This is a genomic window from Rugamonas aquatica, from assembly GCF_009380215.1.
Lineage (GTDB): Bacteria > Pseudomonadota > Gammaproteobacteria > Burkholderiales > Burkholderiaceae_D > Rugamonas > Rugamonas aquatica_B.
Genome location: NZ_WHUG01000005.1, coordinates 279,912 through 305,137, shown reverse-complemented (window position 1 = coordinate 305,137; position 25,226 = coordinate 279,912). Strand labels below are relative to the sequence as shown.

Annotated in this window: 20 protein-coding genes and 3 tRNA genes; 16 read left to right on the top strand and 7 right to left on the bottom strand. The window is 62.0% G+C overall.

Translation table 11 applies throughout. The features are described from left to right. Positions 1–38: 38 nt before the first annotated feature. The gene (locus tag GEV02_RS15355; RefSeq protein ID WP_152838819.1) at positions 39–635 is read left to right on the top strand and encodes a MarC family protein; all 597 of its coding nucleotides are present in this window, start codon (positions 39–41) and stop codon (positions 633–635) included. Here the strand turns inward: GEV02_RS15355 and GEV02_RS15350 are convergent. After that, positions 632–2,125 (bottom strand): S41 family peptidase, encoded by a 1,494-nt coding sequence (locus GEV02_RS15350; protein WP_152838818.1) that lies wholly within the window; start codon positions 2,123–2,125, stop codon positions 632–634. The two genes, GEV02_RS15355 and GEV02_RS15350, sit on opposite strands and share 4 nt — an antisense overlap. A gap of 129 nt (positions 2,126–2,254) precedes the next feature. On the opposite strand from GEV02_RS15350, the gene GEV02_RS15345 reads away from it, so the two are divergent. The 3 genes from GEV02_RS15345 to GEV02_RS15335 are packed head-to-tail and all read left to right on the top strand — an operon-like array spanning position 2,255 to position 4,139. After that, positions 2,255–2,542 carry an autorepressor SdpR family transcription factor gene (locus GEV02_RS15345; protein WP_152838817.1) on the top strand — a complete coding sequence of 96 codons (288 nt, stop codon included), beginning with the start codon at positions 2,255–2,257 and terminating at the stop codon, positions 2,540–2,542. Next, positions 2,539–3,186, top strand: coding sequence for an SdpI family protein (locus GEV02_RS15340; protein ID WP_152838816.1), 648 nt, complete (start codon positions 2,539–2,541; stop codon positions 3,184–3,186). Before GEV02_RS15345 ends, GEV02_RS15340 begins: the two co-directional genes overlap by 4 nt. Positions 3,187–3,188: 2 nt before the next feature. Beyond that, positions 3,189–4,139, top strand: a complete 951-nt coding sequence (locus tag GEV02_RS15335) for an alpha/beta hydrolase (protein WP_152838815.1) — start codon at positions 3,189–3,191, stop codon at positions 4,137–4,139. A 3-nt stretch (positions 4,140–4,142) separates the two neighbouring features. On the opposite strand, the gene uvrB is transcribed toward GEV02_RS15335, so the two are convergent. Beyond that, the gene (gene uvrB / locus GEV02_RS15330) at positions 4,143–6,215 is read right to left on the bottom strand and encodes an excinuclease ABC subunit UvrB (protein ID WP_152838814.1); all 2,073 of its coding nucleotides are present in this window, start codon (positions 6,213–6,215) and stop codon (positions 4,143–4,145) included. 113 nt (positions 6,216–6,328) lie between these two features. Here uvrB and GEV02_RS15325 point away from each other — a divergent pair, with 113 nt between their 5' ends. The 4 genes from GEV02_RS15325 to GEV02_RS15310 all read left to right on the top strand — a co-directional run bounded on the left by GEV02_RS15325 (position 6,329) and on the right by GEV02_RS15310 (position 9,363). Further along, positions 6,329–7,531: an amino acid aminotransferase gene (locus tag GEV02_RS15325; RefSeq protein ID WP_174999131.1), complete on the top strand. Its 1,203-nt coding sequence runs from the start codon at positions 6,329–6,331 to the stop codon at positions 7,529–7,531. 122 nt (positions 7,532–7,653) lie between these two features. Then, positions 7,654–7,729 (top strand) — tRNA-Asn (locus GEV02_RS15320). 133 nt (positions 7,730–7,862) lie between these two features. Continuing rightward, positions 7,863–9,194, top strand: coding sequence for a GAF domain-containing sensor histidine kinase (locus GEV02_RS15315; RefSeq protein WP_152838970.1), 1,332 nt, complete (start codon positions 7,863–7,865; stop codon positions 9,192–9,194). 93 nt (positions 9,195–9,287) lie between these two features. Beyond that, a tRNA-Asn gene (locus GEV02_RS15310) sits at positions 9,288–9,363 on the top strand. Positions 9,364–9,479: 116 nt separating this feature from the next. On the opposite strand, the gene GEV02_RS15305 is transcribed toward GEV02_RS15310, so the two are convergent. The 3 genes from GEV02_RS15305 to GEV02_RS15295 form a co-directional block, all read right to left on the bottom strand. After that, the gene (locus GEV02_RS15305; RefSeq protein WP_152838813.1) at positions 9,480–10,499 is read right to left on the bottom strand and encodes a M28 family metallopeptidase; all 1,020 of its coding nucleotides are present in this window, start codon (positions 10,497–10,499) and stop codon (positions 9,480–9,482) included. Between the two features lie 99 nt (positions 10,500–10,598). Beyond that, positions 10,599–11,432, bottom strand: a complete 834-nt coding sequence (locus tag GEV02_RS15300; RefSeq protein ID WP_174999129.1) for a substrate-binding periplasmic protein — start codon at positions 11,430–11,432, stop codon at positions 10,599–10,601. Positions 11,433–11,487: 55 nt separating this feature from the next. Next, positions 11,488–12,360 carry a TIGR02285 family protein gene (locus tag GEV02_RS15295; protein WP_152838811.1) on the bottom strand — a complete coding sequence of 291 codons (873 nt, stop codon included), beginning with the start codon at positions 12,358–12,360 and terminating at the stop codon, positions 11,488–11,490. 197 nt (positions 12,361–12,557) lie between these two features. On the opposite strand from GEV02_RS15295, the gene GEV02_RS15290 reads away from it, so the two are divergent. The 6 genes from GEV02_RS15290 to GEV02_RS15265 all read left to right on the top strand — a co-directional run bounded on the left by GEV02_RS15290 (position 12,558) and on the right by GEV02_RS15265 (position 21,125). Continuing rightward, a complete protein-coding gene (locus GEV02_RS15290; RefSeq protein ID WP_152838810.1) occupies positions 12,558–12,770 on the top strand; it encodes a hypothetical protein in 213 nt (70 codons plus the stop codon). Positions 12,771–12,779: 9 nt separating this feature from the next. Next, positions 12,780–13,475 (top strand): DUF3334 family protein, encoded by a 696-nt coding sequence (locus tag GEV02_RS15285; RefSeq protein WP_152838809.1) that lies wholly within the window; start codon positions 12,780–12,782, stop codon positions 13,473–13,475. Positions 13,476–13,610: 135 nt separating this feature from the next. Continuing rightward, positions 13,611–15,626, top strand: coding sequence for a methyl-accepting chemotaxis protein (locus GEV02_RS15280; RefSeq protein WP_152838808.1), 2,016 nt, complete (start codon positions 13,611–13,613; stop codon positions 15,624–15,626). A 316-nt stretch (positions 15,627–15,942) separates the two neighbouring features. Continuing rightward, entirely contained in the window at positions 15,943–18,129 is a 2,187-nt protein-coding gene (locus GEV02_RS15275; RefSeq protein WP_152838807.1) for a TonB-dependent receptor, read from the top strand. A 64-nt stretch (positions 18,130–18,193) separates the two neighbouring features. After that, a tRNA-Asn gene (locus tag GEV02_RS15270) sits at positions 18,194–18,269 on the top strand. A gap of 255 nt (positions 18,270–18,524) precedes the next feature. Then, complete coding sequence (locus GEV02_RS15265) at positions 18,525–21,125, top strand: hypothetical protein (RefSeq protein WP_152838806.1); 2,601 nt, start codon at positions 18,525–18,527, stop codon at positions 21,123–21,125. 175 nt (positions 21,126–21,300) lie between these two features. Here GEV02_RS15265 and GEV02_RS15260 read toward each other — a convergent pair whose 3' ends face one another. Further along, the gene (locus tag GEV02_RS15260) at positions 21,301–22,161 is read right to left on the bottom strand and encodes a substrate-binding periplasmic protein (protein WP_152838805.1); all 861 of its coding nucleotides are present in this window, start codon (positions 22,159–22,161) and stop codon (positions 21,301–21,303) included. A 135-nt stretch (positions 22,162–22,296) separates the two neighbouring features. On the opposite strand from GEV02_RS15260, the gene GEV02_RS15255 reads away from it, so the two are divergent. Continuing rightward, positions 22,297–23,484 carry a hypothetical protein gene (locus GEV02_RS15255; RefSeq protein WP_152838804.1) on the top strand — a complete coding sequence of 396 codons (1,188 nt, stop codon included), beginning with the start codon at positions 22,297–22,299 and terminating at the stop codon, positions 23,482–23,484. Here the strand turns inward: GEV02_RS15255 and GEV02_RS15250 are convergent, their stop codons facing one another. Next, positions 23,485–24,249, bottom strand: a complete 765-nt coding sequence (locus GEV02_RS15250; RefSeq protein ID WP_328595824.1) for a hypothetical protein — start codon at positions 24,247–24,249, stop codon at positions 23,485–23,487. A 118-nt stretch (positions 24,250–24,367) separates the two neighbouring features. Here GEV02_RS15250 and GEV02_RS15245 point away from each other — a divergent pair, with 118 nt between their 5' ends. Next, the gene (locus GEV02_RS15245) at positions 24,368–25,207 is read left to right on the top strand and encodes a M15 family metallopeptidase (RefSeq protein ID WP_152838803.1); all 840 of its coding nucleotides are present in this window, start codon (positions 24,368–24,370) and stop codon (positions 25,205–25,207) included. Positions 25,208–25,226 lie beyond the last annotated feature (19 nt).

Sequence of the window (25,226 nt, the reverse complement as noted above, 5' to 3'; positions counted from 1 at the left end):
AGCTTCGGCTCCCGTTTTTCATTTGACCCAGGGATGCCATGACCCAGAACTTTTTCCAGACCTTCATCCTGCTGCTGCTGGTGACTGACCCGTTCGGCAACGTGCCGCTGTTCGCCAGCGTGCTCAACCCCGTGCCGGTCGCGCGCCGCTCGCGCATCGTCATCCGCGAGTGCGCGATCGCCTTCGTGCTGTTGCTGATCTTCATGTTCTTCGGCCGGCACTTCCTGACCGCGCTGCAGTTGTCGGAAGTGTCGCTGCGCATCGGCGGCAGCGTGATACTGCTGCTGATCTCGATCCGCATGATCTTCCCGCATCCGGACGGCGTGCTGGGCCGCACCGAGGGCGGCGAGCCGTTCATCGTGCCGCTGGCGATCCCGGCGCTGGCCGGGCCGTCGGCGCTGGCCACGGTGCTGCTGTTCTCGCGCGAGAGCACCGGCGAGGTGCTGGTGCACGTGGCCGCGCTGGCGGCCGTGGGCCTGGTCTGGCTGGCGGTGTTCCTGAGCGCCGAGAAACTGCAGAAAGTCCTCGGCCCTCAGGTGATGACCGCCTTCGAACGCTTGATGGGCCTGATCCTGACCGCGATGTCCATCGAAATGCTGCTCGGCGGCATACGCGAGTTCGTCAAAACCCTTTAAGGTTTGGCGCTGCGCGCGCGCAGGTCGGCTGCCACCGTATCCAGCAGACGCCAGGCGCGGGCGCGGTCGCCCTCGCCATCGGCCGGCAGGATGGGCAGGTCCGGCTTGACGCCTGTGACCTCGTTGCTGCCGTCGGCCCGCAGACGCGTGCAGTTGGGCACGCGGTAGCGCAGATGCGAATGCGGCAGCTCCACCGGCGGCGTGCTGGCCATGAAGCCGCAGCCGTCGCCGCTGCTGGCGCCGCCGACGATGCGGGCGCCGACGGCATCCTGCATCAGCGACGCAAACATCTCCGCCGACGACGCCGTGCCGCCGTCGGTCAGCACATACACCGGCCCGCTCCAGGCGCCGCGCAACTCATCCACCTCGGCCGCCCAGTAGATGCTGGAGGCGATTTTCTGGTTGCCGAAGGACTTGGCCGGCAGGTAGCTGGCCTGGCCGCTGGCATAGCCGGCCTCGATCAGGCGGCTGCATCCATACGGCTGCCACGGCCGCTGCTCGCTCCACGCCCACGACAGGTCGCAGCCGCGCGCCGCGATGCCGGCCTTGCGCGCTTCGAACGCGGCGATCGATTGTTCCAGCATCGTCTGCGCTTCCGGCGTCGCATCCGTTTCCTTTTGCGCTGCGCGCAGCTGGCCCAGTTGCTCGTCGAAGTATTGTGCCGCCACCGGCGCCGCCACCATCAGCATCGGCGCCGAATGCACGTCGCGCGCGGTGAACAGGCGCGTGGCCCAGTCGCCGCTGTCGTTGCCGCCAGAGTTGCCGCCCACGTCGACCATCACCGCCGCCACCTTCTGCTCGCGGAAGTGCTGCAATTGCGCCGCCAGCGTACGCATCCAGGCCGCGCCGGCGGCTTCCTTCACCGGTTTGATGTCGGCGTCGCTCATCGCGCCCTTGGCCTGGCGCTCCGACCAGGCTTGCATGCAGGCGGCAGGGGAGGCGTCCTGCTCGCGGAAGCGGGAGATGCGCACCACGCCCAGGCGCGTGCCATCGGGCGCCGTCACCACGCCGCTGCGGAAGGTGCGCGCCAGGCCGTCGGCTTCCAGCACCGTGCCGGGCAGGCTCTCGAACGGCAGCGAGAACGCCACGCCGCGTTGCGGCGCATAGCCGAGTATCGCGCAGGCCTGCGTCGCATTCAATTTGGAGTAGTCGACCTTGGGCATCGCCAGCGGCTGCGCGATTTTCGTTTGCAGCACCGGGCCGGCGGAGGACAGGTGGCCGTCATGGAAGCCATTGATGAAGCCCGACAGCGCTGCCTTGGCCATCGCATCGTCTTCGGCAATCTCCAGCAGGCGGCGGGTGCGCTTGTCCAGCGCCGGCAGATTGACGCCGCTCTGTGGCGAAGCAAACCATGCCAGGTTGGCGTAGCGTTGCTCCAGTGCCGTCTTCAGCGCTGCATAGTCGTCGAGCCAGTCCTGGCGCTCGAAGGCGCCGGCGGTGGGGCTGAAGAGCAGGGCGGGTATCAAAGCCAGGGTGGCGGTAAGGCGCATTGGTCGTTGCTTTCGTAGTTAATTAAAAAGCAAATCATAGCCATGCTCACGGCATGCGTCAAATCGCTTGACCGGGGTTCGATGCGGGTCTATATTTAGATGATTATCTAATTAGATATCTGTCTTAATATGAAGGCTTCCAACAATGCGTTCAAGGCGATCGCCGATCCGGCAAGGCGCGAGATATTGCGCCTGCTGCGTCCGGGCGAGATGACGGCCGGCGACCTGGCGGCGCATTTCGACATGAGCAAACCCACCATGTCGCACCACTTCGCGGTGCTGGCGGAAGCCGACCTGATTACCCGCCGCCGCGAAGGGCAGGCCATCTGGTACGGCTTGAACACCACGGTGCTTCAGGATGTGCTGTCGTGGATAATGGACCTGGCCGGCCCCGAAACCAAACCGAGGAAAAAATGAGAACACGCTATCTGATGTTTTGCTTCGTATTGATCGCCGCCGCCTGCGCGGCCACCGTCTACTTCTGGCCGCAGCTGCCCGAGCAGGTGCCCACGCACTGGAATATCGACGGCGTGGTGGACGGCTACAGTTCGCGCGCGGCCTTATGGCTGCTGGGCCCCGGCCTGATGGCGGTGATCGCGCTGACGGGCGTGGTGCTGCCGGCCATCTCGCCGCGGCGCTTCGACATGGCCGGCTTCGAATCGACTTACTACTACACGTTCGGCGTTGTCGTCGGCATGCTCGCCTATGTTTATGTGCTGGTGCTGGCGGCCACGCTGCACATCGCCGTGCCGATGGAGCGGGCGATTCCGGCCGGCGTCTTCATCCTGCTTATCCTGACCGGCGACCCGATGGGCAAGGTGCGCCGCAACTTCTTCCTGGGCATACGCACGCCGTGGACCATCGCCAGCGAACGTGTTTGGTACGCCACGCACCGGCTGGCGGCGCAGCTGATGGTGGGCAGCGGCGTACTGGGCCTGTTTGCCTTGTGGCTGGGCGCCCCGCAGTGGGTGCTGCTGGTGCTGATGATGGCCTGGACCCCGCTGGCGGTGGGGTACTCGCTGCTGCTGTATAAACGTCTTCCTCAACAGATCGGAGAATAGGTATGCGCTTCAAGCTCTTGCTGTCGTTGTTGATGGTGTCGCTGTCCGCCCATGCGGCGCAGCGGCCGGTGTCGCTGGATATAGGCGGCGGCACCTTGTATGGAACGGAGCTGCTGCCGGATGGCGGCGGCAAGGTGCCGGTGGTGCTGCTGCACGCAGGCTCCGGCCCGACTGACCGCGACGGCAACAGCAAGCTGCTGCCGGGGCCTAACGATTCGCTGCTCATGGTGGCCGAGGCGCTGGCCAGGCGCGGCATCGCCTCGGTGCGTTACGACAAGCGCGGCATAGGCGCCAGCGCGCTGCCGGTGTGGAAGGAGCAGGATCTGCGGCTGGACGATTACATCGGAGACGCCACCGCCTGGCTGCGCAAGCTGCGCGCCGATCCGCGCTTCTCGCGCGTGGTGATGGCCGGGCATAGCGAAGGCGCGCAGATCGCCGCCGAGGCTTGCCGGCAGGCGCCGGCCGATGCCTGCGTGCTGATCGCCGGCGCCGGCCATCCGCTCGACGAGATCCTGCACGACCAGCTCAAGTCCAAGCTGCCGCCGCCGGTCTTCGATCAGAGCGAGCGCATACTGGCCGCGCTCAAGCAGGGCAAGACGGTTGACGATGTGCCGCAAGGCTTGATGATGCTCTACCATCCGTCGGTGCAGCCGTATCTGATTTCGTCGCTGAAGTACGATCCGCGCACGGCGATCGCGGCGCTGGCCATGCCGGTGCTGATCCTGCAAGGGACATCGGACATTCAGGTGCAGGTCTCGGAAGCGCAGGCGCTGGCTGCTGCTGCGCCGCGCGCCAGGCTGGTGGTAGTGGAGGGCATGAATCACCTGCTGAAGATCGTCGGCAGCGACGAAGCCTTGCAGATGAAATCCTACGGCAGTCCGGAACTGCCGGTGGCGCCGCAACTGATCGACGCCTTGAGCACATTCGTCAAGGCGCCGCCGGCCGGCAAATAAGCGTCAGGCGATATTGTCCGCGCCCGGTGCGCCGAACAGCTGCTGCTTGAGCACATGCAGCTGGTCGCGCACCTGCGCGGCTTTTTCGAACTCCAGGTTCTTGGCGTGATCGAGCATGGCTTTCTCCAGGCGCTTGATCTCCTTGCTGATCTGCTTCTCGCTCATTGATTCGTACTTGGCCGTCTCCTGCGCCACCTGCAGCTCTTCACGCGCATCCTGCGGGCTGTAGACGCCGTCGATCATGTCGCGAATCACCTTGTGCACGCCGCGCGGCACGATGCCGTTGGCGGTGTTGAAGGCGATCTGCTTGGCGCGCCGGCGTTCCGTCTCGCCGATGGCGCGTTCCATCGAGTCGGTCATGCGGTCCGCATACAGCAGCGCCACGCCGTTCAGGTTACGCGCGGCGCGGCCGATGGTCTGGATCAGCGAACGCTCGGAACGCAGGAAGCCTTCCTTGTCGGCGTCCAGGATTGCCACCAGCGACACCTCGGGCAAGTCCAGGCCTTCGCGCAGCAGGTTGATCCCCACCAGCACGTCGAAGGTGCCGATGCGCAGGTCGCGCAGCAGCTCGACCCGTTCCACCGTCTCGATATCGCTGTGCAGGTAGCGCACCTTGATGCCATGGTCGCTCAGGTATTCGGTCAGCTGTTCGGACATGCGCTTGGTCAGCGTCGTCACCAGCACGCGCTCGTTCTTGGCGACGCGCAGCGTGATCTCGGACATCAGGTCGTCCACCTGCGAGCTGGCCGGGCGCACGATGATCTGCGGGTCCACCAGGCCGGTGGGGCGCACCACCTGCTCGACCACCTGGTCGGCGTGGGTCTTTTCGTAATCGGCCGGCGTGGCGGAGACGAACACCGTCTGCCGCATCTTCTGCTCGAACTCCTCGAACTTCAGCGGCCGGTTGTCCATCGCGGACGGCAGGCGGAAGCCGTAGTCCACCAGGTTGGCCTTGCGCGAGCGGTCGCCGTTGTACATGGCGCTCAGCTGGCCGATCAGCACGTGCGACTCGTCGAGGAACATCAGCGCATCCTTCGGCAGGTAGTCGACCAGCGTCGGCGGCGGTTCGCCGGGCTGGGCGCCGCTCAGGTGGCGCGAGTAGTTCTCGATGCCTTTCGTGAAGCCGATCTCGGTCATCATCTCCAGGTCGAAGCGGGTGCGCTGTTCCAGGCGCTGTTCTTCGATCAGCTTGTTCTCCTTGCGGTAGAACTCCAGCCGCTCGCGCAGCTCCACCTTGATGGTCTCGATCGCGCGCAGCACGGTCGAACGCGGCGTGACGTAGTGCGAACCCGGATACACGGTGAAGCGCGGGATCTTCTGCTTGACGCGGCCGGTCAGCGGATCGAACAGCTGGATCGATTCCAGCTCGTCGTCGAACAGGTCCAGGCGCACCGCCAGTTCCGCATTCTCCGCCGGGAAGATGTCGAGCGTGTCGCCGCGCACGCGGAAGGTGCCGCGGCCGAAGTCCACTTCGTTTCGGGTGTACTGCATCTGGATCAGGCGGGCGATGATGTCGCGCTGCGACACGCGGTCCTTGGCGCGCAAGGTCAGGATCATCTGGTGATATTCGGTCGGATTACCGATACCGTAGATCGCCGACACGGTGGCGACGATGATGACGTCGCGCCGCTCCATCAGCGACTTGGTGCACGACAGGCGCATCTGCTCGATGTGCTCATTGATGGACGAATCCTTTTCAATGAACAGGTCGCGCTGTGGCACGTAGGCTTCCGGCTGGTAGTAATCGTAGTAGGAGACGAAGTACTCGACCGCGTTCTCCGGGAAGAATTCGCGGAACTCCGAGTACAGCTGCGCGGCCAGCGTCTTGTTCGGCGCGAAGACGATGGCGGGACGTCCCTTGCGGGCGATCACATTGGCCATCGTGTAGGTCTTGCCGGAGCCGGTCACGCCGAGCAGCGTCTGGAAGAACAGGCCGTCGTCGATGCCCTCGCACAGCTGGTCGATCGCGGTGGGCTGGTCGCCGGCGGGCGGGAAGGGTTGGTGCAGCTTGAACGGCGAGTCCGGGAAGGTGACTACCGTTGCGCCTGGGGTGTCTACTACTGGTAAATCAGCCATCTTGTCCGACCTTTGTTAAAATAATGGCCTGCCAGCGGCCTGAGCGTTTTTTTCGAGGGGCGCTGTCTACCTTCAACCGCTGCGTACCGCTTCCAATCGAATCCAATCTTATCATGACGAATCCTAGCTTGTTCAGCGCCATCGACATGGCCCCACGCGACCCTATCCTGGGCATTACCGAAGCATTTAACGCCGACCAGAATCCGGCCAAAATCAATCTGGGCGTGGGCGTCTATTATGACGACAACGGCAAAGTGCCGCTGCTGTCGTGCGTGCAGAAAGCGGAAGCAATCCTGATCGCCGCGCCGGCCCCGCGCACCTACCTGCCGATCGAAGGCCTGGCTGCCTACGACAAGGCGGTGCAGGAGCTGGTATTTGGCGCCGACAGCGCGGTAATTCAAGAGAAGCGGGCGGTGACGGTGCAGGCCATCGGCGGCACCGGCGCGCTGAAGATCGGCGCAGACTTCCTCAAGCGTTTCGCACCGGATTCGCAGGTCTACATCAGCGACCCAAGCTGGGAAAACCACCGCGCGCTGTTCGAGAGCGCCGGCTTCACCGTCAACAACTACGCCTACTACGATGCGGCGACCCACGGCGTGAACTTCGCCGGCATGCTGGCCGCCCTGAAGGCCATGCCGCGCGGCTCCATCGTGCTGCTGCACGCCTGCTGCCACAACCCGACCGGCGCCGACCTGACCTCGGCCCAGTGGGATGAAGTGATCGCCGCCGTCACCAATGGCGGCCTGGTGCCGTTCCTGGACATGGCTTACCAGGGCTTCGGCGCCGGCATCGCGGAAGACGGCGCCGTGGTGCGCCGCTTCGCCGCTGCGGGCGGTCCGCTGCTGGTGTCGAATTCGTTCTCGAAGTCGTTCTCGCTGTACGGCGAACGCGTGGGCGCGCTGAGCGTGGTCGCCGCCACCGGCGAAGAGGCTGGCCGCGTGATGTCGCAGCTGAAGCGCGTGGTGCGCACCAACTACTCGAATCCTCCGGTCCACGGCGGCAAGGTGGTGGCCACCGTGCTGACCACGCCGGAACTGCGTCAGCTGTGGGAAGACGAGCTGGCCGGCATGCGCGTGCGTATCAAGGAAATGCGCGAAGCCTTCGTGGCCAAGCTCAAGGCCAAGGCGCCAGCCCATGATTTCGCCTTCGTGCGCGACCAGGTCGGCATGTTCTCGTACTCGGGCCTGAGCAAGGCGCAAGTGGAGAAACTGCGCGAACAGTCGATCTACGCCGTCGATACCGGCCGCATCTGCGTCGCGGCGCTGAATTCCCGCAATATCGACATCGTCATTGACGCGATCGCCAAAGTGCTTTAAACTCTTGCTTCTTCGGGTTGAGCGACTAAGCTTAACTCGGAAGGATGCAACAAATACTGAAAAACTTGCTCTGTCAGAAACCTTGATAGAATGATCTAAACAGTATAAAATGTTGCCTCAATTCCCTGATAGCTCAGTTGGTAGAGCGACGGACTGTTAATCCGCAGGTCCCTGGTTCGAGTCCAGGTCGGGGAGCCAGAACACAGAAAAGCCCAGCCTTAACCGGTTGGGCTTTTTGCATTGCGGCGAGAATTTTTTTACAACTATTCGCCGAATCGGCCTACCATCTGGATCACTGCACAGTTTTCGACTGATCAAGGAGCCTGTCGTGATGGTTCAAGAGCATGTTGTTTCCGATGATTTCCTGGGGAAGTGGCAGAAGACCACGAATGTGATGGCCGAGGTGTTCGATGTGCCGGCCGGCCTGATCATGCGCGTGCTGCCGCAGCAGATCGAAGTGCTGGTCTCCAGCCATACGCCCGGCAATCCCTACGAGGCGGATGAAAAAGCCAATCTGAACACCGGCCTGTACTGTGAAACGGTGATGGCCACGCGCGCCATGCTGCACGTGCCTCACGCGCTGGAAGACGAGCACTGGAAAGACAATCCCGACGTTGCGCTGAACATGATTTCCTACCTGGGCGTGCCGCTGGTGTGGCCCGATGACGAGGTGTTCGGCACGATCTGTGTGCTCGACAGCAAGAAGCGCGTGTATCAGCAGCGTTACGTCGATCTGCTGTGGGAGATCAAGCGGGCGATCGAGGCCGACTTCCAGGTCATGGACCAGCAGCAGAAACTCATCGCCAGCAATGCCGACCTGCTCAAGGTCAACCGGGCGCTGTTGCGCAGCAATAGCGACCTGAAGGCCGCGCTGGACCGGATCAGTACGATGCAGGCCGAGTTGCTGCGGGCTGAGAAAATGTCGGCCCTGGGCAAGCTGGTGGCGGGCGTGGCGCACGAGCTGAACACGCCGATCGGCAATGGCTTGATGGTGGCCAGCACGCTCAAGAGCAATGCCGAGGCGATCTCCACGGAGCTTGAAGCGGGCGTGACGCGCACGCGCATGCACGACTTCATCGGCGGCGTCGACCGGGGCGCGGATATCCTGCTCAATAGCCTGGGCCGGGCGGCCGAGCTGGTCGACAGTTTCAAGCAGGTCGCGGTGGACCAGTCCGGTACGGGGCGGCGCGAGTTCGATTTGAAAAAGACGTTTGGCGAGATCCTGGCGACGCTGGCGTCGGCCATCCGCCAGAGCGGCCACAGCGTGCTGTGCGAGGTGGACGAAGGCATCACCATGGACAGCTATCCGGACCCGCTGGGGCAGGCGCTGGTCAATCTGGTCAACAATGCGTTGATACATGCGTTCCCCGGCGGCGTGCAGGGCCAGATCCGGATCGCGGCGCACCGGCAGGCCGATGACTGGATTGAAGTGAGCGTGGCCGACGACGGCGTCGGCATCCCTGCGATCGATCTGGCGCGCGTGTTCGATCCCTTCTTCACCACCCGGCTGGGGCAGGGCGGTGGCGGGCTGGGCTTGCATGTTGTGTACAACCAGGTAACGACCGCCTTGCGCGGCAGCGTGCGCGTGGACAGCGAGCCGGGGCAGGGTGCCTGCTTCACGCTGCGCGTGCCGAGGGTGGCGCCGGTGGAGCACGCTGTTTAGTGCCGCGAAGTTGGCGATCTTGCAAATCAGCATAAAAAATTTCACGACGGGGTCGCCAAATCCGTTTTGAGCAGATATAATTCGGGCCTCAATTCCCTGATAGCTCAGTCGGTAGAGCGACGGACTGTTAATCCGCAGGTCCCTGGTTCGAGTCCAGGTCGGGGAGCCAGAATTTAAGTTGTACAGAATCAAGGGGTTACATGTTTCGGCGTGTATCCCCTTTTTTCGTTCCCGTCTCATTAGACGTAGCCGTTGTTTAGAACGGCTGGCTTGCAGGCGCTTAACTCAAGGCTTGGCGTGCGCTCTTGGATCCTGGTCCACCTTCCACAGAAAATCAAAAATCGTCCTGGTGACTATGGCCGCCGGGCCGAAGTGCACGTTCTCCCAGCTGTCGGTGGTCTTGTGGTAGTGGGGGATGCCCTCGGCCTTGCCGAATACCCGGTTGTTGATGCCGATTTTGCCGAAGGGGCCGGCATCGTAGGAAAATGTTCCGCTCTTCTCGGGCGGATATTCGTGTGAATAGTCGTCGCTGTCGTCATTGACGCCGTTGTAGACCTCGTCAAACCACGTGTTGGCGTAGCGGTTCAGCTGCGCCGGCGTGTAGCTGCTCCACTTGTCGTAGCCCAGTCCGATCATGTCGATCGATATCATCAGCACGATGTTCTCGTTCGGGAAGTTCGGCAGCGGGTGGGCGACGTGGTGCATCGAACCCATTTCATGCTGCTCTTCCGCGCCGTAGGCGACAAACATCAGCGTGCGTTTATTTTCCCCCTTGTGCTGCATGAACATGCGCGCCAGCTCCATCGTCGCCGCCAGTCCGGACAGGTCGTCGTTGGCGCCGGGGTAGTGGATGTCGTCGGGCGTCTGCCCCAGATGGTCCCGGTGGGCGCTGATGATGATGACTTCATCGGACAATTCCGGATCGTTGCCCGGGATGATGCCGATCACATTGCTGGTCGCCATGCGCTCGCCCAGCAGGGGATTCTCCGGGTTGCCGTGGCTTTCGCCGTCCGGCTCGACGATGGTCGTGGTGAAGGGTTGCAGATAGCCGTCGGTGCCGGCGGGAACCAGCCCGATGGCCTTGAACTCGTTGACGATGACATTGAGCGACAGGCGGTCCCCCGCTGTGCCCGGCAAGCGGCCGGCGTATTTCGGGCTGGCCAATTCTTTGACCAGGTCACTCATTCTACGGATGCTGACGACCGGCTTTTTGCCCGCCGCCACCTCGCCGGCGTCCGCCTGCGGGCTGGCCAGCAGGCCGGCGGTCAACAAGCACAGCATGCTGTGGCCTAAAATTGATTTCATGAAAACACTTTCTCATATGGAAAGCGTAAAATGTATCAATTTTGGCAATTTCAGATACAGTGCGTTACTTAATGTTACATGGCGTGTCGATTTCAGCGCTTACTTTTCCGGTAGCGCGGGCGGGAACAGGAAATATTCGGGATGGCGCCGTATCATTTCCGCCGTCTGCGGTGACAGCAGAGGATTGGGGATGTGAAACACCAGCCGGTGTTTCATGTTGTTGGCAATCAGCGATTTGCTCCAGCGCCGGTCGAATATGGCGTTGAACGTGCCGTCCTCCATCATCAGGCGCAAGCCTTTTTCGATACGCTCGGCCAGCGCCTTCTTCTTCGGCGAAACAAAGAAAAACACCGGCGCAGGGTAGGCGATCGCGAAGGTTTTCTCGATGGTCAGATCGGCATCCCCTTGCTTGGCCAGCTCCTCATCAACCTCGTTCGCTCCCAGGGCGATGCCGTCGAAGCGCTTCGCCGTCAACATGCGCACCAGCGTCTCGTACGAGGACGATGTCACCACGTGCAGCCCCGCCGCCAGGTTGATGGCGGTGTCCGGCCAATCCAGGCCCTGGCCGATGCTGATGCGCTTCAGGTCGGCCATGGTCTTGACCTGCGCGAAGCGCTCGACCGAATCCTTGCGGATAATCATCAGCCGGCAGCCCAGCAAGCCTTTCATCAGCGGGATGCGTACTGGAATCACGCCCTGTTCGCGGGCCATCGACGTCATGCTCCAGTAGATATCCAGATCCCGCCCGGCGCGCAGCATCGCAAAGGCGCGATCCTGGTTCATGCGTGTGTCCACCCAGCGCCATTGATCCGGTTCCGCAGCCGGCGCCTTGGCCAGCGCCGTGGTGAGCAGTTCCAGGATGTAGGCTTTCCAAGGCTCGCGCTGGTTGAAGTTGGGCGCAAGCAGCTCTTCCGCGCGGACGCAGTTGCACATGATGGCTACCACTAATGCAAGAAGTATGTGCATGGATTTGCCCTCCGTCCCTGGTCTAAGGCCCGCCTGGCGCCAGCATCGGCTTTTCGCGGCGCCGGTAGAAGGCCGAGAACTGCTCGGCGTAGCGTTGCCGGGCATCCGGGCTGATCCATTTGTCGATGCTGTTGCGCAGGGCTCGCGCGCCTTCCTTGCTCGCCAGCAGCTCGTCCAGCTTGCGCGCCGTGGCCTTGCCCCAGTCCGTCTTCGGACAGGCGAAGCCGAGCTTGATCGGCTCGGCGTTGCCGGCGATAGGGAAGCTGCGCAGCACCCCCAGCCTGGGGTTGCGGTCCTTGTAATAGGCAAGGATGAAGTCGTAATCGATGGTGTAGTCGGCCCGGCTCAGCAGCATTTTCGACAGGATGTTTTCGCCGTAGCTGCCGATCACCGTCTGTTTGAGCGTCGAGTTCGGCGGGCGCCGGCGCAGCGCCGTGTCGAGCTGCGTGCCGAAGCTGCGCTTCTCGCTGATCAGGCCGCGCAGTTCGGGCATCGCCAGCAGCCGCGGCAGGTCGACCTCGCCGTTGGCGTTGAGCGGCAGCGCCGCCGCGACCTCGGCCCGCACCACCAGCTGCAGCGGCGGCAACAGGCCGGTTTCGACGATGTGGGCGCGCTTCAAGCGTTCGGCGTTAATCAGGGTAAATGAGTAGCACACCGGCTCGCCCGCATCCAGCATGGTCCAGGTGCGCTTGAGGTTGGCATACACGAAGCGGTGCTGGACTTCCGGCCAGTGCGCCTGCACGTAGGCGATCTGGGCGTCGGTGATGCCGGCGCTGGGCTGGTCGCGCGCGCGTATCGACGCCGGTGGCAGGTCCGGCATCAGCCAAGTCATCACAGCCTGGGCCGCCGCACTGGCGGGCAGCGTCAGGCTCAGGGCGAGGAGTAGGGCGCGCATGGGCGTTTCGTTGGTGAACGGTGTCATGCCATTATGGCTACTGTCCAGTCGGAAATCACGGGCTTTGCAGCGTTTTTTTGCAGCCGTTGGGGTTTTTGCATTTTGGCAGCTAATTCTCACCGAAATGCGCGATTCCGGTAGACGGGAATCTTGCACCTCGGTATTCTGAATCTTATTTCTGGCCAGAAGGGAACGCGATGGTCATCTCAGCCGAGGCGGTCGATCAGGTGCAGCGGGTGCGTGCCTTGGAGCGCGAAGTCGCGCTCTTGCGCAATACGCTGGCCGCCATGCCGGCCGCAGGCAGTAACCAGGAATGGAAAGATGAGGTCGTCCGCTTGCTGAGCGAAGTGGTCTTGTTCCGTCTCTCGCTGGACCAGGAAACTGTGCTTTCATCTTTTAAAAATAAATAGAGGTAGATTATGAGCGAGGAAAACAAGGAAGTCGTGTACGGGACCGAAGACTTGCTGATGAGTCTGTGCAATTCAGTCACCCGTGTCTTGAACGTCGCCACCCAGAGCAAGGTCAATTATTCCGGCATGGTGCAGCGCATCACCAAGACCGGCCTGAAGCCGGACATCGGCTGTTTCGTGTTGTTCGACGGCGGCTTCACCGGCCTGGTGGTGCTGAACTTCGCGGCCGACACCGCCATGGAAATCTACGAGCGCTACATGCTGCACATGGGCATGCCGAAGTCGGAGCTGGCCAGCTCCCACACGTCGGACGAGGTGTCCAACATCATGGGCGAGCTGATGAACCAGATCGTCGGCGACTTCACCGGCAAGGTGCGGCGCGAACTGCAAACCAATATCACGCAGAACCAGCCGAAGATGCTGGTGCTGACCAAGCAGGTCATGCTCAGCGTCGACACGCCGCTGGATCGCCCTGAGATGCGGCGCGTCACCTTCTACACGGAAAAGAGTAATATCTTTTATCTGGAATTGGCGATCGACCGAACCGAGTTCATCCGTCTGCACGACTTCGATTCCAGCGAGGTGACAGATCCGGACGCGCTGATGGAACAGGAGCGCAGCAATCAGGGCGGCTCATCGATGGCGTCCGACAGCTCGTCCGAGGACGAGGCCAATGACGAGCTGCTGAAATCCCTGGGCATGTAGTGGCGGGGCGATCAGGTTGCTTGTGCCTTTAAAGCCACCACAGCCGAGTTTTATCGGACTATGATCGAAAGCAGGGGACCGCTGCAGGGGCCTGGAGCGGGGCGGTCCAGTGATTGGCACTCACGAAAGCGCGACATGGACAAGCACTCCTCTCTTGGCGGCCTCCGGCTGGGGCACAAATTCCTGATCCTGAGCCTGATTGCCGTGATACTGGCGAGCATACCGACCTGGCTCTACATGCGGGAGGCGGGCAAGTCGCTGGATGCCTACCTGGATGAGCGTACCGGCGTCCCCGCCGTGCTCGACGGCCTGCGCGTGGTGCAGCTGACCCAGCAGCATCGGGGCTTGTCGGCGCTGGTGCTGGGCGGGGTGACGGCCGCCGAGGAGAAGCGCGCGGCCAAGCAGAAAGAGGCCGACAGCGCCTATGCGACCACCGATGCGCTGGTGAAAAGCCTGCACGACACCACCCTGGACGCCGCCTGGGCCCAGGCGCGCGGCGATTGGGAAACCTTACGCAGCCAGGTCGCCAATAAAAGCATCCCGGTCACGCAAAGCTACGCCGCGCATACGGCGCTGGTGCCCAAGCTGCTCAAGGTGAACGACCTGATCGGCGACTTCTACGGCCTCAGCCTTGACCCCGACCGCGACACCTACCAGCTGATCCAGGCCATGTTCTATCAGCTGCCCTATCTGGCCGAGGAGCTGGGCAAGACGCGCGCACGCGGCGCCGGCCTGCTGGCGAAGAAGGAGGCGACCACGGCCGACCGCCAGCAACTGTCGTCCATCGTGGCGCGCGTGACCGACCGCCTGGACCAGACGCTGACCGCGTTCTACAAGGCCACCCGCTACAACGGCGAGTTTGAAACCACGCTGGCCCCCGCCATGCGCGACGCCGACCAGGCCGCGCGCCAGATTATCGAGCTGGCCAACAAGGAAATCGTGCAGCCCGAAGCGCTGACCTATTCGGCGGAAAATTATGTGGCGCTGTCGACCAAGGCCATCGACCTGCAGTTCGCGCTCAACGCGGCGGCCAGCAAGCAGCTCGACACCATCCTCGACGACAAGATCCGCGCCTTCTACGTCACCCGCTGGACGATGCTGGGCGCCATGCTGGGCTTGCTGGCGCTGGCCGGCTATGTGGCGCTGCTGATCTCGCGCTCGGTGACGCGGCCGCTGAACAATGCGATCGCCGTGGCGCAGAGCGTGGCGCGCGGCAATCTGGTCAACGACTTCGATGTCGGCGCGCCCAACGAAGTGGGGCAGATGCTGCGCGCGCTGCGGGACATGAACGACAGCCTGCGCGGCATCGTCGGCGAGGTGCGCGGCAGCATCGACCATATCAGCGCGGCCACGCGCGACATCGCCAGCGGCAATGCCGATGTGTCGGCGCGGCTGGAATCGCAGGCGTCCAATCTGGAGGAGACCGCGTCGTCGATGGAAGAGCTGACCTCGACCGTGCGCCAGAACGCCGACAATGCGCGCCAGGCCAACCAGCTGGTGATCAGCGCGGCCGATGTCGCCACCCACGGCGGCGAGGTGGTGTCGCAGGTGGTGCAGACGATGGGCGAGATCAACGAGAGTTCGCACAAGATCGTCGACATCATCAGCGTGATCGACGGCATCGCCTTCCAGACCAACATCCTGGCGCTGAACGCGGCCGTGGAGGCGGCCCGCGCGGGCGAGCAGGGCCGTGGCTTCGCGGTGGTCGCCAGCGAGGTGCGCAACCTGGCGCAGCGCTCGGCCGCGGCAGCCAAGGAAATCAAGGAGCTGATCGGCCGCAGCGTCGAGAAGGTCGAGATCGGCAACCGCCTGGCCGACCAGGCCGGCGAGGCGATGGGCGAGATCGTCAGCAGCGTGCAGCGCATCACCATCATCATGTCGGACATCGCGACCGCATCGGCCGAGCAGGGCACCGGCATCGAGCAAGTCAACGAGGCTGTCACGCAGATGGACGACATGACCCAGCAGAATGCCGCCCTGGTCGAACAGACGGCGGCGGCCTCGGCCAGCCTGGAAGAACAGACCCAGCAGCTGGTGGGGGCGATGAGCCGCTTCGTGCTGGGCACCGAGGAGCGCGGCGGCGCTCCGGCACCGCGTCCGGCCGCGCGGCCTGTGGCGAAACAACAACGTTTAGCGATCCGCCATGCCTGAACGGCAAGCTTGATCTATCCATCACCAGCCCAGGCGGGGCCGACTGTTTTAGCCTTTTATTATTCAGTCCGCCCTGCTGGCGCGCCAAATTTCTAACAGTAAATCCGCATAAGCTTATATTGCTCTTGCAATACCTGCTATCAATGAAAGAAAATACCGCCTTTTTGCAAGTCGGTGCATTCTAAGCATCGAAAACGGCCTCAACTCCGCTTGCGCTGCCACGGTCACGTCAGATGATCGGACAGTATCAAAAGAAAGAGAGAACAGGAGACACACTGTTTTTTACTCTTTGCGTTACCTCAAATCGGGATATTGAATGATCAAACTGTCGAAGATGCACAAGCGCTTGCTGGCGCTGAGCGCCGTTATGCCTATCGGTTCCGCCATCGCGCAAACCGCCGTCCAGCCACAGCTGGAAACCGTGACCGTCACCGCCCAGCGCCGTGCCGAGAACATCAAGGACGTGCCGGTCTCCGTCACCCTGCTGAAGGATGAGAAGCTGGACGTGCTGCTGTCCGGCGGCCAGGATATCCGCGTGCTGGCCGGCAAAGTGCCGTCGCTGAACGTGGAATCGTCGAATGGTCGTACCTTCCCGCGCTTCTACATCCGCGGCTACGGCAACACCGACTTCAGCACCTTCGCTTCGCAGCCGGTATCGCTGGTGTATGATGACGTGGTGCAGGAAAACGGCATCCTGAAAGGCTTCCCTATCTTCGACGTGGCTGGCGTGGAAGTACTGCGCGGCCCACAGGGCACGCTGTTCGGCCGCAACACCCCGGCCGGCGTGGTCAAGTTTGAATCGGAAAAACCGAACACCAAGAAAATCGAGGGTTACTACAACCTGTCGTGGGCGACCCACAACACCATCAACGCCGAAGGCGCCGTGAACGTGCCGCTGTCGAGCGAGTGGGCGATGCGCGTATCGACGCTGCGTCAGCACCGCGACAACTTCGTCGACAACACCTTCACCAAGCAGAACGATGTGCTGGAAGGCTACAACGAACACGCCGAACGCGTGCAGTTCCTGTACACCCCAAGCACCACCTTCAGCGCCTTGTTCAACATGCACTCGCGCACCACCGACGGCAGCGCCCGTCTGTTCCGCGCCAACCTGATCAAGAAGGGCACCAACGACTTCGCTGACGGTTACGACTTCACCAAGATCGCCACCAACGGCCAGAACACGCAGAGCCTGAGCACCAACGGCGCCAGCGCCCGCCTGACCTGGGATCTGGGTGCGGTCAAGCTGTTCTCGATCACCGGCTACGAAGCCGTGGACAACTACTACAGCCGCGGCGACATCGACGGCGGCAGCCCGGCCGGTCCAGGCTTCATCCCGTTCCAGGTGCAGACCGGCGGGGGCTTGAGCGGCCTGCACCAGTACACCCAGGAATTCCGCGTCGAGTCGAAAAACGCGGGTCCGCTGAACTGGCAGACCGGCGTCTACTACTTCAAGGAAAGCGCCAGCGGTTACAGCGACAACTTCGACAGCAACACCCAGTTGCAGACCTCGCACCTGGCCAGCCATCAGAACAACACCGCTGCTGCGGTGTTCGGCTCGCTGACCTATGATGTGTCGGACCAGCTGGTGCTGCGCGGCGGCGTGCGCTACACCCACGACAAGAAGGACTTCGCCACCACCGCGCGCATGAACGTCACGCAGACCGGTCCTGACTCGGTTGACGAGAGCAAGAGCAAGGCCAACTGGGACATGAGCGCGACCTACAAGATCAACAAGGACGTCAACGCCTACGCTCGCGTAGCGACCGGCTTCCGCGCGCCGAGTATCGCTGCCGCTTCGGCATCGGTGCCGATCACCGTGGCCGATGCTGAAACCATCACCTCGTACGAAGCCGGTATCAAGGCCGACCTGTTCAACCGCCGCGCCCGCGCATCGGTCAGCGTCTACAACTACGATGTGAAGAATCAGCAGCTGACCGTGGTTGGCGGCAACACCAACGTCACCAAGCTGATCAACGCAGCCAAGACGGTGGGCCGTGGCGTGGAAGCGGACTTCGAAGCCTTCATCACGCCTGACTTCAAAGTCACGGCTGGCGGTTCGTACAACTTCACCGAGATCAAGGATCCATCGCTGTCCGTGGCCAAGTGCGGTTCGTGCACCGTGACCAATCCGCTGAACGCGGCCGGCCGCGTCGCCATCGACGGCAACCCGCTGCCACAGGCGCCGAAGTACATCGTCAACGCGACCGCGCGCTACAACTGGGCGCTGGCCGACGGCAACCTGTTCGTGCTGACCGACTGGGCATACCGCAGCAAGATCAACTTCTTCCTGTACGAAGCCAAGGAATTCACCGGCAAGCCTATGGTTGAAGGCGGCCTGCGCGTGGGTTACAACTGGCAGGGCGGCAAGTATGAAGTGGCGGCGTTCGGTCGCAACATCACCAACACCGAGCGCATCACCGGCGCGATCGACTTCAACAACCTGACCGGCTTCGTCAACGAACCGCGTCAGTTCGGTGTGCAGTTCAAGGGCAGCTTCTGATTTTTGGAATTTTGCCCGCTAGCCTAGACAGCTAGAAATCGGCCGTATATAATGCGGCCTCTTTTCCCTGATAGCTCAGTCGGTAGAGCGACGGACTGTTAATCCGCAGGTCCCTGGTTCGAGTCCAGGTCGGGGAGCCAGAATACAGTAGCATGCCAAGAACCCAGCCCTAACCCGGTTGGGTTTTTGCGTTTTAGGCCTGTTTATTGACGCAGCGCGAACCAGGCGGCATTGAGCGACGAGTAGGGCGGGATGTCGCCGCTTCATTGAAGGCTATCGACCAAGAGGAAATACTTAAGATCCTTCGTCTGCACGTGAATTGTATTCTTGTGAAAAATACCAAAATGACAGGATGTGATGCATAATGGAATTTTACTATTTTGCAACTACTGTCCATGATCAGACTAGTCCGCTTCCTGCTTGCCCTGTTACTTGTATTGCTGAATGGCTGCGGAGGGGGCGGGAGTGGCTCGCCGACTGCGAGTACACCCACTCCGCCGGTTGTGACGCCCCCTGTCACGGCCAGGCTGACAAAAATTACCCTGCAGAGCGACGCTGGTGATCTGATCGGCGCTGGGGGGAGTTTTAGTTACAGTCTGAGCGATGCCAAAATTTCCGTGACCAGTGACCATAATCAGCTGGTGGTCAGAGTTGAAGGTGACGAAACCTGGACTGGTGTATTCCAGACCGGCGGCACGGAGCAAGCGCAACTGAAAGCTGGCATGGTTGCCGATGTGCCGCGATATGCTGATGGTATGGACTGGGCTAAGAGTGGACTCACCTGGTTTGGCGAGGGGCGGGCATGCTCAAGTTCCAGCGGCTGGTTCAGCATCGACAGCGTGAAATACGTGGGCGCGCAAGTCAGTGAAATCAAGGTTCGTTTCGAGCGTCATTGCAATGGGGGCGCTGCAGCCCTGCATGGCGAAGTTACATACTATGCCGATGATGCAAGCAAACCACCGGCACCCGTCGTGCCGGCGCCAGCTTCTCTGTGGCGTCCGCCTGCGGATGTCGCCAATAGTGTCGGCAACTATGCTTACTTTGAAAGCGAGGACGGCGATTATGTTGGCCTGGGCAAGACTTATCGCTACGATCAGCGCAACGCCAACCTGACAGTCGACGGTGGCGTCGTCAATCTGAACATTGCAATTCAAGGCCGCGAACTTTGGTCGGCCGAGTTGCGAGGCATGTCTGGTTCATACAATTTGCTGCCAGGTTATTATCCAGCCGTGCATGGTTCGCGTTTTGATAACCCCGTCAAGGGGGGCTTAAGCTGGACCGGCGCTGGACGGGGCTGTAGCAAATCCACTGGGTGGTTTGTCGTCGATTCCGTCACAAGCGACCAGAATTTCAACGTAACGGCGATCGATCTGCGTTTCGAACAGCACTGCGAGGGGCGCGCTGGCGCGTTGCGCGGCGCGATCCATTGGATCAGTCCTGCGTTGGTACCGCGGCAGCCTGTCGCTGGCAACACAGCAGTTGGCTCGTGGCGCGCGCCAGCGACAGCGCTGCCGACTGGCGGAAACTATCTTTATATGCAGAGCGATGCGGGCGAGGCCTTGGCTAAAGGTCTGATTGACCTGCAAACCAGTGCCAGCGCCCAGTTCAGCGTTGATGTGCAAAACAATCGCCTGTCATTTAACGTGCATGGTGGCCACACGTGGACGGTAAGCCTGGCTGCCCAACCAGGGCAGGCCCAGTTCGTCAAAGGAGATTACGCCAAGCTGAGTGGCGGCGCGCTGACCGTTTCCCTGGACAGCTATGGGCAGTTTTCGCCCCAGGGATGGGCCGTCATTGACAGCATCAGCTATATGGCAGGAAAAGTGGTGGCGCTGGACTTGCGTTTCGAAGAGCTCGGTATTAATGGGGCCGGTAACGATAGCGGGCTGCTGCATGGGCAACTGCACTGGCGGGCAGATCAGCCGGATGCCTTTGCCGGACCTGCGTCTGCTGTGCCTTCACTGTTCTGGCGCCCGTCATCCGCCAATACCCCGCCTGCGGGAAATTACGTTTATTTGGAAAGCGACCGCAGCGACTTTGCCGGAAACCAGTCCTCTTATCTCTACACGTCATTAGACAGCTTGATCAATGTGACTGCTACCGGCAATATCTTTGACCTGAGCCTGTATGGTGACGAACGTTGGAATGGGCACTTTGTGACGATGCGTAACGCGAGCCAGATTCAGCCTGGTTATTACGCGGGGCTGAGCAATTCTGGAAATGCCGATCCTTCACGCGGCAACTTCAGTTGGGGCGGTGATGGGCGAAGCTGTAATACCGCTACCTCTGGTGTGGTAGTCGATAAGGCGACCTATGTGGGGAATCAGTTGGTGGAATTGCGCTTGCGGTTTGAGCAGCATTGCGAAAATGACCCAGGTGCCCTGCGTGGTGAAATTCGCTGGGCGGCGAACGATGCCCAACAGCCATCGGGGCCGGCTGCCATGCCCGCTGGTTTGTGGCGCGCACCTGCGGGAACCTTGCCATCCAGCGGCAGCTATCTGTATGTGCAGTCCGACGCGGCTGACGCGATTGGCGAAGGCAAGACCTTCCTCATGACTGGCAACGATACTCATTTCTTTGCCGGCTGGTCTGCGCCGTATAACAGTGACGCTTATTTCCGTTTGTCCGCGCAGTCCACGCAGAAGGGGGCGGGTGATTGGACCGGTGAATTCCAGTCGATGATTGGGCTGAAAAAGTTCCAGGTAGGCTTCTATGACCACGTAGCCAGGGTGCCCTTCCAGAATCGGGCGTTCGGAGGGCTGAACTGGTCCGCCAATGGCAAGGGCTGCAATACGTCGATTGGCTGGTTTGCGGTGGATAAGGTGGTCTATGTTGGCGACAACCTGACCGCGCTACATGCACGCTTTGAACAGCATTGTGAGAATTTGAGACCGGCGCTGCGTGGCGAACTGAATTGGGAAGCGTCGCCATCCCCCACAGGGATGAGGCAAGGTGCTGGCGTACTGAGTGAGATCGTGACGAGAGAAATGAGATAAAAGACCGAACGGAAGGTAGAGCTACGGACTGTTAATCCGCAGGTCCCTGGTTCGAGTCCAGGTCGGGAGCCAGAATACGAAAGGCGGCATGTGTGCTTGCAACGATCAAGATCGTTGTAATGCCATATGCGGCCTTTTTGCATCTGGCGCCGCTACTTTGTGAAGATGCCCGCGTTCAGTTGGGTGTGTCGTTCCAGGCCTTGCTGAGCTTTTTGCATTTCTGCGGCGCCAGCTCGGGTCGGAAATGGCAATCCAGAGCGATAAAGAAATCGCGCGTGACGTTGTAATCGCGCTGGTAGCGCTCCAGAATACGGTCGATCTCCCCTGTGGTGTAAATCTGCGCGATGCCGCGCTCGAACGCATCACGCTGGGCTTCTGTACGGAACCGCATCCAGTAAAATCTGCCCGGCCCCAACACATCGTGGAATGCCAGCTCTGCGTCGGCATTGCGCTTCTGTGGCAATTGCAGTTTGAGGTAGTACCGGAACACATCGGGTTGCGAAATAATGACGTCTGTGCGGTCCAGGAAGAGGGTGCCAGAGGGCATGGTTACCGTTTCCCTGTAATTCGGATGATTCGCCATCGCTGCGGCGTAGGCTGGCCCCAGCACCTTTTGCGCGTTGCGGAACGCGATCACCCGATACTTTTTCAAGTCCTCCACGGTGGATAGCGCGGGAATCCGACTGCGCAAGGTAATCGCCATGTTGTGAAAATACGAAACCGGCCACCGGCTCAGATAACCTCCCTGCACTTGTTGAGAGGAGGATGCCGTTGTGATGTCGAACACGCCTTGACGAAATTGTTCTTCAAAACGCACATTGGGCAAATAAAGAAATTCGACGGCGATTTGCTGCGATGCGAACGCGGCGCGCAGTACGTCCGCATATAAGCCGGATGCGTGATCCGACAGCACGAATGGCGCAATCACGCTTTGCAGGCCGATCTTGACCGAGGCTGGGCTGGAGCTGACTGATGCTCGCTCGGCGACCGGAGTTGCGGCGGCTGCTGCTGTAAAAACCACGGCGGTTAACCACATCGGCGCTCCCCATCAGACCAGTTTCCTTCCTTTATTATAGACAGATAACCGACGGGAAATCATCTCTGCGGACGTGAGCCGGACATGTCTTTTATGCTATATTTTGCGGCTCACCACTTTGACGGGATAGCGCAAATGCTGAAGAGATTGTTTGTCGCGGTGGCACTGGCCTTGCCGATGGCCGCCGGCCTGTGTGCGGAGCCCTTGCCGGTCCAGGTGCGCCTGACGCACGTGGGGCCCGATACCTGGCGCGCCGACTATCAGTTTTCGCAGCCGGTGACGGCGATGCGGTTCGAGCCGGTGGGCGACTTGCGCAAGTCCGCATGGAAGGTGCTGACGCCGGGCGTCACCCTGACCACCGACGCCACCCACGACGCTCTGGCCGCCGCCGACGGCAAGCCGCTGCGACAGCTCAGCGTGGAAATCTCGGCCATTGAACAACCCCTGGGCAAGTACTACCTGGCGACCGACCGGTTTTCGGATGGCGGCCGCTTGATTTACCTGGGCTTCCTGCAGGGCGAGGCATTGCAGGACAAGGCGGTGCGCGATATCGAGGCCAACTTCACGCTGGAAGGACTCGGCAAGGAAAACGTGCTGATGCCTGCCACAGCAGACGCAGCGTCCGACAGCGCGACACCGTATGCCTACTTCGGCCCGCAGTCGCCGGTGGCCGCCGGTGAAGGGCGGGTACTGCTCGATCCTCAACTTTCAGACTGGGCCAAAAGCCTGCTGCTCGACACCACCGCCAAGATGTCTGTGTACTACAGCGCGGCGTATGGCCATAAATTGAGGAAACCCATGCTGCTGATGGTGGCCGTCAACGATACCGCCACGCCTGGCCTGTCGTTCAAGGGCGGCGTGGTCGGTGCGCAGATCGCCTACCGCCTTGGCGGCGCGGCCTTGCTGACACCCGAAAACCCCAAGAAACGGGAGATCATCACTCAGGTGGTGGCGCATGAAATGGCGCACCTGTGGCAGAACGATGTGCGTCGTGGCGGCATCAGCGAGCAGTCGCCGCCGTGGGTGCACGAGGGCGGAGCCGAGGCGATGGCGCTCGATGGCCTGCTGCATACCGGCATCTGGAGCGCCGAGCAGGGCAAGGCCTACACCGACGCCACCCTGGGCGAATGCGAAAAGCTGGAACACAGCCTCGCCACCTACCGCGGCATCTATGCCTGCGGCTTCGAGCGCTACAGCAAGCTCAAGGTGGGCATCGTGCCGCTGTGGCGTGACATGATCGCCGCCGCCGACGGCAAAGGCGAAATCTACAGCGAAGCCATGATCGATGCACTGGTTGCGCGCGGAGGCAAGGCCGCGCCTTGATCAATGCGAGGGAGCGTTGCAGGCCGGGTCGGCATCCCAGCGGCCTGAGCAGATGCGTGACCGGCACAACATGCCTTCGATCAGCCCCAGCTGCTTGCAGCGCGCCAGCAGTTGCGCGGTGCTGTCGCCTTCCTGACGCTCGACCACGTCGCGGCTGCGCTCGGGCAGCACGGTGGCCGGCTTGGCCGAGTGGGCGACCAGTGCGGTGAGCAGGGCGACGTCGGTGTCGCCGCTTGTCACCGGAGTGGCGGCGGTGGTGCGCGCCGCCGTCGGACGCGTGTTCGCGGCGCCTGCGATGATGACGCTGGTTGCTGTGGCCGGTTTGTGCGACGTGGATGTTACGCGCGGCGCCTCGGGCCTGGCCTGCGCGATGATGACGGGCCTGGGTATGGACGATGCCTGAACGGCCGCCAGCGGCCTTGCCACGACCTCGTTGACGATGGCCGCCGGCTGTTCGGCTTGCACCGAGGCGGTGGCATCCGGCTCGGCCTGCCGCCGCTCTGTGCTGGCGCTGACGCTGTCGCGGCTGTGCGAGAACGAGCTCGGCGTGAGCATCCTCTCGTGCATCAACCACGCGACCGTGCACATGGTCGCCAGCAGCAGCCCCAGGCCGATGGTCCAGCCGTCGATGGTCCAGCCGGTTGTGCGCGGCGCCTTGGCGGCGGGGCGGGGACCATGCTCCAGGTTCGCCAGGATGCGCTTGCCGCTGTCCGCCGCCGGGCGATTCGAACTCATCAGGTCGGGTTTTTGCTTCGACGTATCCACGGTATTTCCTCCGAATTTGATCTGGTCTTTCACGCCGCCGGCGCAAGCGCCTACGATGAAGCGTGCTCGCCCTTCAGTGTCCGATCTGCGGTGCGACCTCGCTTTGACGGAGCGCATCATGTTTCTCTTTTCGGTACTGCTGTTCTTTGTGCTGGCATGCGTGGGCGCGTGGCTGGTGCTGTTCCCAGCCGGGCGCGACGTGGTGACGCAGTCGATGTCGGCCATCGGTCGCCGCATCGGGCAGGGGCTGCGCGGCGGCTACCGGCAGGGCGCGCAGCAGGCGGCGCATGCCGGGCGCAGCGCCGGCGGCGGTCTGATGCGCGCGCTGCATTTTTTGCGGCGTCGATATCTACTGGTGCTGTCGGCCGCCGTGCTGCTGACCGTGCCGCCGATGCTGGCGCTGGTGCTCAGCGGCCGCAATATGCTGGGCGGCTTCGACAGCGACAGCCACGCCATCAACGACCAGATCGCGGACCTGCTGAAAGGCGAGCAACTGGCGGCCCCGGCACCATTGCCGCCGCTGGTGTTCACCACGGCGGAGGTGACGCTGGTGCGGCCCATGCTCGACAGCGCCAATCGCAACTGGCAGTTGCTTGATCCCGTCTTTGCGCAGCGCCTGCTGCTGGTGTTCAAGATCATGAAAGAGAACCACGGCTACGACATGGCGATCCTGGAGGGCTATCGCAGCCCGGAGCGGCAGAATGCGCTGGCGGCAGCCGGTCCCGCCGTCACCAACGCCAAGGCCTTCCAGAGCTATCACCAGTTCGGCCTGGCGGCGGACTGTGCCTTCCTGCGCGACGGCAAGCTGCTGATCTCGGAGCGCGATCCATGGGCGATGCGCGGCTACCGTCTGTACGGCGAGGCGGCCGAGTCGGTCGGCCTGCACTGGGGCGGGCGCTGGACCATGATGGACTTCGGCCACACCGAGCTGCGCGTGGCGGGCACGGTGCGGAAATAAGACGGCGCACGGGCTTCGT

Bases quoted from the DNA above. Each gene is read 5' to 3' on its own strand.
- GEV02_RS15245 (WP_152838803.1), top strand. From the start codon at position 24,368: ATGTTTCTCTTTTCGGTACTGCTGTTCTTTGTGCTGGCATGCGTGGGC.
- GEV02_RS15340 (WP_152838816.1), top strand. From the start codon at position 2,539: ATGAGAACACGCTATCTGATGTTTTGCTTCGTATTGATCGCCGCCGCC.
- GEV02_RS15335 (WP_152838815.1), top strand. From the start codon at position 3,189: ATGCGCTTCAAGCTCTTGCTGTCGTTGTTGATGGTGTCGCTGTCCGCC.
- GEV02_RS15345 (WP_152838817.1), top strand. From the start codon at position 2,255: ATGAAGGCTTCCAACAATGCGTTCAAGGCGATCGCCGATCCGGCAAGG.
- GEV02_RS15280 (WP_152838808.1), top strand. From the start codon at position 13,611: ATGGACAAGCACTCCTCTCTTGGCGGCCTCCGGCTGGGGCACAAATTC.
- GEV02_RS15350 (WP_152838818.1), bottom strand. From the start codon at position 2,125: ATGCGCCTTACCGCCACCCTGGCTTTGATACCCGCCCTGCTCTTCAGC.
- uvrB (WP_152838814.1), bottom strand. From the start codon at position 6,215: ATGGCTGATTTACCAGTAGTAGACACCCCAGGCGCAACGGTAGTCACC.
- GEV02_RS15290 (WP_152838810.1), top strand. From the start codon at position 12,558: ATGGTCATCTCAGCCGAGGCGGTCGATCAGGTGCAGCGGGTGCGTGCC.
- GEV02_RS15260 (WP_152838805.1), bottom strand. From the start codon at position 22,161: ATGTGGTTAACCGCCGTGGTTTTTACAGCAGCAGCCGCCGCAACTCCG.
- GEV02_RS15300 (WP_174999129.1), bottom strand. From the start codon at position 11,432: ATGTGCAACTGCGTCCGCGCGGAAGAGCTGCTTGCGCCCAACTTCAAC.
- GEV02_RS15315 (WP_152838970.1), top strand. From the start codon at position 7,863: ATGGTTCAAGAGCATGTTGTTTCCGATGATTTCCTGGGGAAGTGGCAG.
- GEV02_RS15325 (WP_174999131.1), top strand. From the start codon at position 6,329: ATGACGAATCCTAGCTTGTTCAGCGCCATCGACATGGCCCCACGCGAC.
- GEV02_RS15265 (WP_152838806.1), top strand. From the start codon at position 18,525: ATGATCAGACTAGTCCGCTTCCTGCTTGCCCTGTTACTTGTATTGCTG.
- GEV02_RS15295 (WP_152838811.1), bottom strand. From the start codon at position 12,360: ATGCGCGCCCTACTCCTCGCCCTGAGCCTGACGCTGCCCGCCAGTGCG.
- GEV02_RS15355 (WP_152838819.1), top strand. From the start codon at position 39: ATGACCCAGAACTTTTTCCAGACCTTCATCCTGCTGCTGCTGGTGACT.
- GEV02_RS15275 (WP_152838807.1), top strand. From the start codon at position 15,943: ATGATCAAACTGTCGAAGATGCACAAGCGCTTGCTGGCGCTGAGCGCC.
- GEV02_RS15305 (WP_152838813.1), bottom strand. From the start codon at position 10,499: ATGAAATCAATTTTAGGCCACAGCATGCTGTGCTTGTTGACCGCCGGC.
- GEV02_RS15255 (WP_152838804.1), top strand. From the start codon at position 22,297: ATGCTGAAGAGATTGTTTGTCGCGGTGGCACTGGCCTTGCCGATGGCC.
- GEV02_RS15285 (WP_152838809.1), top strand. From the start codon at position 12,780: ATGAGCGAGGAAAACAAGGAAGTCGTGTACGGGACCGAAGACTTGCTG.